Genomic DNA, 8,490 nt, shown 5'->3' on the forward strand with positions numbered 1-8,490 from the left:
TAGTCCAACAGACATTTAAAGGTCATGCTGCGCACGACCATTAAATGCTTGGGTGTTAGGCATTGCTATGACCCAAGACTTTCTTCAACTCGCTACAGAAGGTGCCCTGAGATTGCACCACATTGACAGCAGCTGCGTCGCTGCTGGCTGTAGTCGGCATGAGCTGCTCAATAGTTTGGCGATGCAAGTCGCACATCGATACTCTTCCAAGGAATGGGATTTTTCTACGGCAGATGCGGCCATCAACACAATTTGGTCAGTATCAGTCGCTGACGCCTCAGAACAAGGCGACGGTTTTACCTTGCCTGAGCTCGTGTTCCGGATTTATGAAGCCTTTGACGCTGGTGAGTATGATCACGGAGATGGGGCTGACCCTGTGGCAAAATATGTGGACCCTCAGATAAAGCGAATACTCGAGAATGCCTAACAAGACGGTCAACCGGACGCCAAAAGCGTACCGCTTTTGGTTCCCTCCGCTGGCGCTCCGGCGCCGGTTACCTCAGCGTTAGTAATAATTTGGAGGGGGAATGCTAAAACGAGGAATAGTAATCTCACCGCCATTCGAGCCCCTCATAACTGGAGGCATACGCTGTGGGGGTGAACCCGACCCCATTGAGCTCAGAAAATATCTTCTTTATTGGGATCAGATTGATTATCCCTCCAATAATCTTGTCCATATTTCCTCTGCAGACATCGATTATTTAGAGACAACAGATGCGCTAAAAAGAACGAGGGTGGCCTTCCAGGGAAGAATCCATTCTGGCAATGGAGAGTTTTTCGTCGCGGCACAAGAAGCGGCACTCAGAGAGAATCAAAAACTCGAACCCGGTGCCTGGACCTTAGCTCAGCTTTCTGGGGTTCCTTTTTATAGCCAAGATGTTTCCGGATTCGGTGTCGAATTTGAGCTGTACGGAATGCTGCCCATTCCTGTTGGTGACACTCCTTTGGTTGATATTTTGGAGTTTAAAGAACGTCGCCAAGCAGAGATCGAGGCTTTCCGCATTTACATGGATGATATCTATCAAAAAATTATTGGCTCAGCGGATATACCTAGGGCGAAGACAACCGAAATCGCCCGTTTGGAAATCGCCATAAAGGACCTTGATGCTTCTTTGCGTGAAAGCGGGATCAAGAGGTTCGCTGGTAATATCAGGAATACGGTAAACATGGACTTTTCGGGACTAGTTGGAAGTGGTTTAGGAGCGGCAGGGCTCCACAGCATAATTGGACTACCACCGTTGGTTGCAGGTATGGCTAGTGCAGGGATAGTTTTAGGTTATAAAACGATAACCATGCCACAAGCCAACAATTGTCCGAGCGGACTGAGCTATCTTAGGAGTGTCCGGCAGAACTTCCATTACTAACAAATTGTTGCAGTTCGTTCCGGGCCTGAAGGCCCTCCACCGGACGCCCTTTTCTTCGCTTCGCTGCAAAAAGGTCGCCGCTGAACAAAAGCGTTAACAGACAAAGGATATTATCAAGTTGCTTGCGAGAAGAAAGGAAAGACAAAACGTTCGCTTTGGGGAAACTGTAGATTTCTTTGACTCCGATTTGTACGTAGGTGTTAAACCTACGACCAGCGGAGATAGCCAACGCGTGGCTATAGATGTTGGCCGCGACGGTTTCGGTACACAGCACCAAGATATTTGTCGGGGCGAATCACACACTTTCTTCCTTAAAAATCCCTACGAGATTAGGGTTTTTAATGTTAGTTCGGTTAGTGCTGTCTTAAATGTTACTGAGCTTCCTATTGTCGAAACGGCAGATACTGTATTCCAGTCTTCGTCGATCTTTCGTGGCGCTGACGAGAATGAAAATTTTAGCGATAGTGAGATCGAAGCTTTACGTTCGCAATTAGACGCTTTGGAGAAAAAAATAGAAGAGCTGTACAGCTTCTCAACGGCGGAAGCGGATTACACGAGATCCGCTTTTAAGCTTCTCGATGATAAATTGGCTACAAGTAGCAAAGCCAGCTGGAGGCAAACAGCCTATGGTGTTTTGGTTAGCGTAGGGCTATCTGTTTCAGTAGATTTAGAACAAGCAGTTAGCTTTTTCAATATGGCGGAATCGTATCTGTCTTCAACAACCAATTATTTACTTGGTAATGGTTAGTAACGGAATTAACCGGGAACACTGTTAACAAGTCGCAGCAGTACGCGGCCGATGGCCGCCGGACGTCCCTGACGGGCCGCCGCTGTGCTTCGCGTTAGGTGATTGTTTGATAAAGCACTTTTATTTCATTCTTGCATGTTTGGTCTTGGCTCAAGCGACTCTTACCAAGCCGGACTACGCTTTCACCCCATATTTCTGGTCGATCGGGATGGCAGTTTTTGCCTATTTTATTTCCGAAATTTTTTGTTCATCGGCTAGTTGGTTAAGAAGTCGGAAAATACTTTATGTCGTTATCCAGTCTATTGTGGGGGTGTTTTTGTTCCTCGGAGCACTGATGGGGTTCGCCCTTATAGGGAAAGAGTTTGATTATCTGTATAAGCTGCTGAATACAATGCATTTCGTTAAAGAAGATGTATTTCTTGTCCTGTACAGTACAGTTTTTGCTGGGCTGGCAGCACACCTAACAAGTTGCTGCACGCGGAAAAATTACTCGCTGCGCTCCTAATTTTCCGGTGAGCAAAGCGTTACATGAAAAAGGAAAGTTGAGAGTGTTTGATAAAGCTTTTGAGTTCATCTCGACGGGAGAGTACGCCGCGTTTTCCTTCGCGATTGTTTTAGGGGTTTTGTTTAACCTAAAACACATCTTATCCTTCGCAGATACATATAAGAAGCGAAGAATAGAGCTTTTGAAAGAAGCCGCCTCTATTACTTCAATAAATGAAAATCTGAAAGTTCATTTTGAAGATGAAATAGAGAACGAATATTTTCGATTGGTTCACAAGGTTAAAATGGAAAAGGTTGTAAGGGATGCCTGCATCGATTGGTATGCGAAATTAAATAGGGAGCTTTCATTGTCTCACTTTATACGAGCAAGAAGTCATTTAGTCCTAAAAGATGGTAAGTTGGACGTAAAAATATCAAAATTTGATAAGATTGGCTTTTGGTACAATATGATTGCCGGCATTTTCTTGCTGTTATTAGGATTCTTCTTTCTGGCGATGACAAGCGCCGTTCAGTCACAAACGATACTTGGCGTTTTCGTTTTGGTTGGAATTTCTTTGTTCTTGATAGTCTTTGGGTTATTTCTGTTGTCCCAGACATTTTCAGTTACTTCAGCTAGGAAGGTGCGGGAAGCTCTGAAATCATAGTTCACGTAACAATGTGGTCAACGGGACGCCAACTACGCTGCGCTCCGTTGGCGCCCATTACCACTGGCGTTAGAAATTCACAATTATCAGGGGCAATGGATTGGTTACCGATACAAAGCAACCAAATAAATTCGAGTTGATTCCCAGTGTTTTTTTGGTGCTACTCGGAGGGCCAACGTTTCTGGTGGCTGCCTATTTTGGATGGTTTTTCTCTACATCGATGCCGGGCTTTGTGGCCGAGTTAAGTCAAACAGGTCCCAGCTTCCCTATGGCGATAGTTGGGTTGGAGTTGCTTGCACAAGCCGCAGTAACGTGGATCAATGCGTGTATCGCTACAAGGTGCCATGCCGTGCTGTATGAGCGTTGGTTTAAGTGATCTCTAACAAGCCATTCCAGTTCGTTCCGGCCCTGAAGGGCCTCCACCGGACGGCCTTTTCTCCGCTTCGCTACGCAAAGGCCGCCGCTGAATTTTGGCGTTAAGCACAAGGAATATTTGACGAATGAAGTTGGTTCCTGAATTCCTCAAACAGATCGAACGAGGTCCTACCACTATTTTTAGGGGCCACGCGGATAGTTCCTGGAAGGCGGTCCCATCGATTGGACGTAATTTTAGTAAAGATTGGGCAACAGTCTTGGATAAAGAGAAAGCGATATTGCAGGAGTTCAAGAATCGAAGCATTGCTTTCTTGCAGGTTACACCGAAAACGGATATTGACTGGCTTTGCTTAATGCAACATCACGGGTGCCCTACTAGGCTCCTAGATTACACTCTGAACCCACTAATAGCGCTCTTTTTTGCATCAGACCCCACTGTAGATAATGATGGCGAGGTAATAGTCGCAAAATACAAGCGTTCAGAGGTAAGTGTTCCTGACAATGGTTTGTTTGAAATAAAGGATGCGTTTGCGTATCACCCACCGCATATTACCAACCGAATCTCTGGACAATCTGGATGTTTCGTTTGTTCAGCGAAACCGAACTCCCCATTGCGGAGTGCAGGGCAAAAAGAGATAACCATTCCTTCGAAAAATAAGGTCAGAATTCGGAAGGAACTTAGTATTCTGGGCATCTCATACTCCAGTATTTTCCCGGGGTTGGATGGCATTTGTGAGGATCTGAGAGACACAATTGTCAGCGATTTAGAGCTGGAAGATTTGTTCTGATGCTTAACAATGTGGTCAACGGGACGCCAACTACGCTGCGCTCCATTGGCACCCATTACCACTGGCGTTAGGGCTGAATAAAACAGGGAGAGCTTACTTGGCAACAAACTATGTCCTGATAGATTTTGAGAATGTACAGCCGAGTAACCTAGAGGTACTCAAGCAGCATCCTTTTAAGGTCGTGGTGTTCGTTGGTGCGAACCAAGTGAAGATACCCTTCGACTTGGCTGCTGCCATGCAGGCACTCGGGGATGCGGCCCAATACATCAAAATCACAGGCACTGGCAAAAACGCCCTTGATTTCCACATTGCTTATTACATTGGTGAATTGGCTACGAAGGACCCAAGCGCTTATTTTCACGTTATCTCGCGGGATACTGGCTTCGATACCCTGATAAAGCATCTCAAGGCTCGAGGTATCAAAATCCAACGTGAGCGGGACCTTGCGGAAATTCCGGTAGTGAGAATGTCCACCGCGACCTCTACTGACGATATGGTAGCGGCCATCGTCAAAAACCTCGCTGGCCGAGGCCAATCGAGGCCTCGTAAGGTGAAGACCCTCTCAAACACTATCAACTCCCTGTTCACTGAGAAACTATCGGAACAGCAACTGAGTTCTGTGGTGAAGGATCTGGAGCAGCGGAAATACATAAAGGTTAGTAGCGGCAATGTTTCGTACCAATTGCCACACTAGCCTAACCAAGCCATGCACCGGATGCCAAAATCGCGGCTTCGCTGCAATTTTGTCACCGGTGATGGCAGGCGTTAAGTGTTTTCAGGAAGGAAATCGTGAGTAGGTATCATATTGCACAACTCAACATTGCAACGCTTTTGGCTCCGATTGATTCGCCGCAGCTTTCGGATTTTGTCGCCAATCTCGACAGGGTCAATGCGTTGGCAGAGGACTCCCCTGGTTTTGTCTGGCGTCTGCAAACCGGAGAAGGTGATGCCACCGGCATTGATTACTTCGGCTTCGATAAAATCGTGAATCTGTCCCTCTGGGATTCAGTCAAGACTTTGCATAATTACGTCTATCGGTCTGCCCACGTCGAGATCATGCGCCGCAAAAAAGAGTGGTTTAGCAAAATGGGTGAGGCATATATGGTGCTTTGGTGGGTGCCTGCCGGTCACGTTCCGTCAGTCGAAGAAGCGGCTCAAAGGCTCAAAATTCTCCGAGAACACGGACCAACTGCCGAAGCTTTCACTTTCAAGAAAGCGTTCCCCGCTCCCGGTGAAATTGCCAGCGTGCCAGCCGATACTTTGGGTGGTGAATGTCCAGCCACTTAACAAATCAATCAAGTTCGTTCCGGCCTGCGGCCTCCACCGGACAGCCCTGTCGGGCCGCCGCTTATTTTCGGCGTTAAAGCTGAAAAGCCGAGTCGTGGCACCTGGTACCCATCCGTGTCAAAATTAGGTGATACGTGAACGAGAGGTTTTGTCCATGAATCTCCAGAAAATTGAAGACGAGGCGCTCCACCTCCCTAAAGAGGAGCGAGCGCAATTGATCCAGCGACTGGTATTGAGTCTGGAGTCCCCGTCAGAAGAAGAGCTCAGGTCCGATTGGTTGCTTGAGGCCCGGCGCAGGGGCGAAGAGCTCGATAATGGCACAGTTCAGGCTGTGTCTGGCGATGAGGTCATGAGGAAGGCTAGAGCACTGATCAAATGAACTATTCTTTTCACCCGGCAGCGGAAGCCGAGTTCCTGGAGTCAGTTGGTTATTATGAATCAAAAGTTCCGGGATTGGGTGGTGCCTTTATAGAGGAATTTGAGGCCCTGGCCAATTTAATTGGCGAGTCACCAAAAGCCTGGCAAGCTGAGTTGCCACCAGATAAGGCTTTAACAATCGGCTGCACAGCGACCGATTTTCCGCCGCTTCGCGGCTCCAAAACGGCGCGTGAGCCGTGCGTTATGCCCTAAAGCAGATGCCCCTCAGGCAACATGCGTTTGTGCAGGATGCGGATAATTTCAACAATACCCTCGGTGGCTAGCCGATAAAATATGATGTGGCTTCCCTGAGGGTACTGTCGGTAGCCTGGACTTATCTCATCGCAAGCTTGCCCCAAGTTCGGATTGTCGGCCAGAAGGTGGAAGCATTGATCGAACTGGAGAACATAGTGGTTTCGTTGATCTCGGCCCCATTTACGCTCCGTGTATAGGGCAATAGATTTGAGGTCAGCTTTGGCCTTCCTGGAAAGCTTAAAATTTGGCATCAGCGCCCTTCGTTGTCCAGTTCACGAATAAAAGAGTCATAGGAGTAGTCTTCAAAACCACTGTCCTCGCCTTCCTTGAGCAGTTTACGAAGTGTGGTCAGGCGTGTTTCAGACTCCTCAAGCAGGCGTAATGCTGCACGAACTACCTCGCTGGTTGAGCTGTATCGGCCATTTTTGAGCTGTTCTGCAATGAACGCATCAAAATGTTGGCCTAAAGTGATGCTGGTGTTCTTTTGCATGATGCCACCTCGCTAGTACCAATAATTGGTATATTTTGGTTCAGGTGGCATAACAATGCAATCCACGCGACAAGCGCGTGATTGCGGGCGTTAAGCACTGTTGTTGCGCGGTGCGCAACATGCTAGCATTCCCTCATGATTAAATCATTTCGTCACAAAGGACTGAAACGGTTCTACTCGACCGGCAGCACGTCTGGCATACAGCCTGATCACGCCAAGAAGCTGCGTATGCAGCTGGCTGCCCTGGACACCGCAACTGTCATGGAAGACATGGACATCCCTGGCTTTCGGCTTCACCCATTGAAGGGAAAAGACGAAGGCCGGTGGTCGATTCGGGTTAACGGAAATTGGCGCATGACGTTCGAATTCCAGGACGGCAATGCCTACATTCTTGATTATGAGGATTATCACTAATGACTATGCATAATCCGCCGCATCCTGGTGAGTTCATTCGGGAGGTGTACTTGGAGCCTTTCGGTATCAGTTCCCGTCAGCTTGCGTCCAGCCTGGGTGTTTCACCTTCCACTTTGTCTCGGCTGCTCAAAGGGAATAGTGGCATTAGCCCTGAAATGTCTCTGCGGCTGTCCAAGGTTCTCGGGCGTACTCCTGAGAGCTGGTTGGCGATGCAAGACATGTATGACCTATGGGTGGCTCGCGGCACAGTCAATCTGGAGGGTATTCATCGGCTGGACTTCGAAGCAGCTTAACCAGTGGCTGTTGTCGGACTCGCCTGCGCTGGCGCTCCGGCACGCCGCAAAGCCAGGCGTTAGCGAGCAAAGGACATATGCGATTTCTATATTTTTACCCCATCAGCTTTTTTCTCTTCGTTTTTCCTGCGGCGCTCTTCGCGGCAGAGAGCTTGGACGAGCGCTTATTCTCTGAACTGCGACTAATCAACCAGTCCATGAGTAAGTTGGCTTCGGAAAATGAGGCGTTTATCAAAGAGCTGGACAGAGAGCGTTGCATGAAAGCGGCGCGTCAAAGAAATGCTCCAATGAATCCATCCTGCGAAGAGCAATCACTGAAGCATTTGGCCACCTTGGACGAGAGCAATGGAAAATCAGAAGTTTATGTGAAACAAATGGTTGAAGGTTGGGCCAAGGTCTACGGAATGTTGCGTGTAGCACACATGCAATGTGACCTAAATAGCATCAATTTTGAGGCTGTGCCGACTTCTCTGAGAGCGCAATCTAGATTAGTCGAACTCGATCCGGACGATGTCCTCTTGGAGTACATTGAGGCATCTGAAGGCGCATTGGATGAGGATCTCAATGACCTTGATTGTGGTGCGATCAAGTCATTTACTGCCACCGTTCAACAGATAGTTATCGCGGCACGTCGGGCACAGGAAAGAATGCGCTAACCAGTGCAGGCACGGCGACGCCCATTACATTGCGCCTTTGGCTCCATTTCATGGGCGCCCCTGCTGCAAGCGTTAGCAGATAAAGCTCCCAGAATCTGCTAACAAGCCGCTCAATGGTAACGCCGCAGGCGGCGCACATTAGCGGAGCGTTATGGGCTTTGACACGTGATACGTTACAGGGTACATTCAAGGAATGATTCGAAGCTTCAAACACAAGGGCTTGGCAAAATTCTACAAGTCCGGCAGCACAGCGGG

At 48.3% G+C, this 8,490-nt stretch carries 14 protein-coding genes; 12 read left to right on the top strand and 2 right to left on the bottom strand.

The window, feature by feature from the left end; translation table 11 throughout:
* Positions 1–67 precede the first annotated feature (67 nt).
* The 9 genes from G7W63_RS04680 to G7W63_RS04720 all read left to right on the top strand — a co-directional run bounded on the left by G7W63_RS04680 (position 68) and on the right by G7W63_RS04720 (position 6,340).
* The gene (locus G7W63_RS04680; RefSeq protein ID WP_166253898.1) at positions 68–427 is read left to right on the top strand and encodes a hypothetical protein; all 360 of its coding nucleotides are present in this window, start codon (positions 68–70) and stop codon (positions 425–427) included.
* A 100-nt stretch (positions 428–527) separates the two neighbouring features.
* Complete coding sequence (locus G7W63_RS04685; RefSeq protein ID WP_166253901.1) at positions 528–1,364, top strand: DUF6236 family protein; 837 nt, start codon at positions 528–530, stop codon at positions 1,362–1,364.
* A 118-nt stretch (positions 1,365–1,482) separates the two neighbouring features.
* Positions 1,483–2,112 carry a hypothetical protein gene (locus G7W63_RS04690; protein WP_166253904.1) on the top strand — a complete coding sequence of 210 codons (630 nt, stop codon included), beginning with the start codon at positions 1,483–1,485 and terminating at the stop codon, positions 2,110–2,112.
* Positions 2,113–2,660: 548 nt separating this feature from the next.
* The gene (locus tag G7W63_RS04695; protein ID WP_166253907.1) at positions 2,661–3,260 is read left to right on the top strand and encodes a hypothetical protein; all 600 of its coding nucleotides are present in this window, start codon (positions 2,661–2,663) and stop codon (positions 3,258–3,260) included.
* A gap of 500 nt (positions 3,261–3,760) precedes the next feature.
* Positions 3,761–4,423 (top strand): FRG domain-containing protein, encoded by a 663-nt coding sequence (locus G7W63_RS04700; protein WP_166253910.1) that lies wholly within the window; start codon positions 3,761–3,763, stop codon positions 4,421–4,423.
* Positions 4,424–4,520: 97 nt separating this feature from the next.
* Complete coding sequence (locus G7W63_RS04705) at positions 4,521–5,117, top strand: PIN domain-containing protein (RefSeq protein WP_166253913.1); 597 nt, start codon at positions 4,521–4,523, stop codon at positions 5,115–5,117.
* A gap of 95 nt (positions 5,118–5,212) precedes the next feature.
* A complete protein-coding gene (locus G7W63_RS04710) occupies positions 5,213–5,710 on the top strand; it encodes a DUF3291 domain-containing protein (RefSeq protein WP_166253915.1) in 498 nt (165 codons plus the stop codon).
* Between the two features lie 154 nt (positions 5,711–5,864).
* The gene (locus tag G7W63_RS04715; RefSeq protein WP_166253918.1) at positions 5,865–6,089 is read left to right on the top strand and encodes an addiction module protein; all 225 of its coding nucleotides are present in this window, start codon (positions 5,865–5,867) and stop codon (positions 6,087–6,089) included.
* On the top strand, positions 6,086–6,340 hold the full coding sequence (locus G7W63_RS04720) for a hypothetical protein (protein WP_166253920.1): 255 nt from the start codon (positions 6,086–6,088) through the stop codon (positions 6,338–6,340). Before G7W63_RS04715 ends, G7W63_RS04720 begins: the two co-directional genes overlap by 4 nt.
* On the opposite strand, the gene G7W63_RS04725 is transcribed toward G7W63_RS04720, so the two are convergent.
* Positions 6,337–6,633: a type II toxin-antitoxin system RelE/ParE family toxin gene (locus G7W63_RS04725; RefSeq protein ID WP_166253923.1), complete on the bottom strand. Its 297-nt coding sequence runs from the start codon at positions 6,631–6,633 to the stop codon at positions 6,337–6,339. The genes G7W63_RS04720 and G7W63_RS04725 overlap by 4 nt on opposite strands.
* Positions 6,633–6,872, bottom strand: a complete 240-nt coding sequence (locus tag G7W63_RS04730; protein WP_012140687.1) for a type II toxin-antitoxin system ParD family antitoxin — start codon at positions 6,870–6,872, stop codon at positions 6,633–6,635. Before G7W63_RS04730 ends, G7W63_RS04725 begins: the two co-directional genes overlap by 1 nt.
* A 135-nt stretch (positions 6,873–7,007) precedes the next feature.
* Between G7W63_RS04730 and G7W63_RS04735 the strand changes: the two genes are divergently transcribed.
* The 3 genes from G7W63_RS04735 (at position 7,008) to G7W63_RS04745 (ending at position 8,235) form a co-directional block, all read left to right on the top strand.
* On the top strand, positions 7,008–7,286 hold the full coding sequence (locus tag G7W63_RS04735) for a type II toxin-antitoxin system RelE/ParE family toxin (RefSeq protein ID WP_166253926.1): 279 nt from the start codon (positions 7,008–7,010) through the stop codon (positions 7,284–7,286).
* The gene (locus G7W63_RS04740; protein WP_166253929.1) at positions 7,286–7,579 is read left to right on the top strand and encodes a HigA family addiction module antitoxin; all 294 of its coding nucleotides are present in this window, start codon (positions 7,286–7,288) and stop codon (positions 7,577–7,579) included. The genes G7W63_RS04735 and G7W63_RS04740 overlap by 1 nt, the downstream gene beginning before the upstream one ends.
* 77 nt (positions 7,580–7,656) lie before the next feature.
* The gene (locus G7W63_RS04745) at positions 7,657–8,235 is read left to right on the top strand and encodes a hypothetical protein (protein ID WP_166253932.1); all 579 of its coding nucleotides are present in this window, start codon (positions 7,657–7,659) and stop codon (positions 8,233–8,235) included.
* Positions 8,236–8,490 lie beyond the last annotated feature (255 nt).

The organism is Marinobacter salicampi (assembly GCF_011074795.1).
GTDB classification, from domain to species: Bacteria; Pseudomonadota; Gammaproteobacteria; order Pseudomonadales; family Oleiphilaceae; genus Marinobacter; species Marinobacter salicampi.

Bases quoted from the DNA above. Each gene is read 5' to 3' on its own strand.
- G7W63_RS04720 (WP_166253920.1), top strand. From the start codon at position 6,086: ATGAACTATTCTTTTCACCCGGCAGCGGAAGCCGAGTTCCTGGAGTCA.
- G7W63_RS04680 (WP_166253898.1), top strand. From the start codon at position 68: ATGACCCAAGACTTTCTTCAACTCGCTACAGAAGGTGCCCTGAGATTG.
- G7W63_RS04730 (WP_012140687.1), bottom strand. From the start codon at position 6,872: ATGCAAAAGAACACCAGCATCACTTTAGGCCAACATTTTGATGCGTTC.
- G7W63_RS04745 (WP_166253932.1), top strand. From the start codon at position 7,657: ATGCGATTTCTATATTTTTACCCCATCAGCTTTTTTCTCTTCGTTTTT.
- G7W63_RS04700 (WP_166253910.1), top strand. From the start codon at position 3,761: ATGAAGTTGGTTCCTGAATTCCTCAAACAGATCGAACGAGGTCCTACC.
- G7W63_RS04685 (WP_166253901.1), top strand. From the start codon at position 528: ATGCTAAAACGAGGAATAGTAATCTCACCGCCATTCGAGCCCCTCATA.
- G7W63_RS04715 (WP_166253918.1), top strand. From the start codon at position 5,865: ATGAATCTCCAGAAAATTGAAGACGAGGCGCTCCACCTCCCTAAAGAG.
- G7W63_RS04735 (WP_166253926.1), top strand. From the start codon at position 7,008: ATGATTAAATCATTTCGTCACAAAGGACTGAAACGGTTCTACTCGACC.
- G7W63_RS04740 (WP_166253929.1), top strand. From the start codon at position 7,286: ATGACTATGCATAATCCGCCGCATCCTGGTGAGTTCATTCGGGAGGTG.
- G7W63_RS04725 (WP_166253923.1), bottom strand. From the start codon at position 6,633: ATGCCAAATTTTAAGCTTTCCAGGAAGGCCAAAGCTGACCTCAAATCT.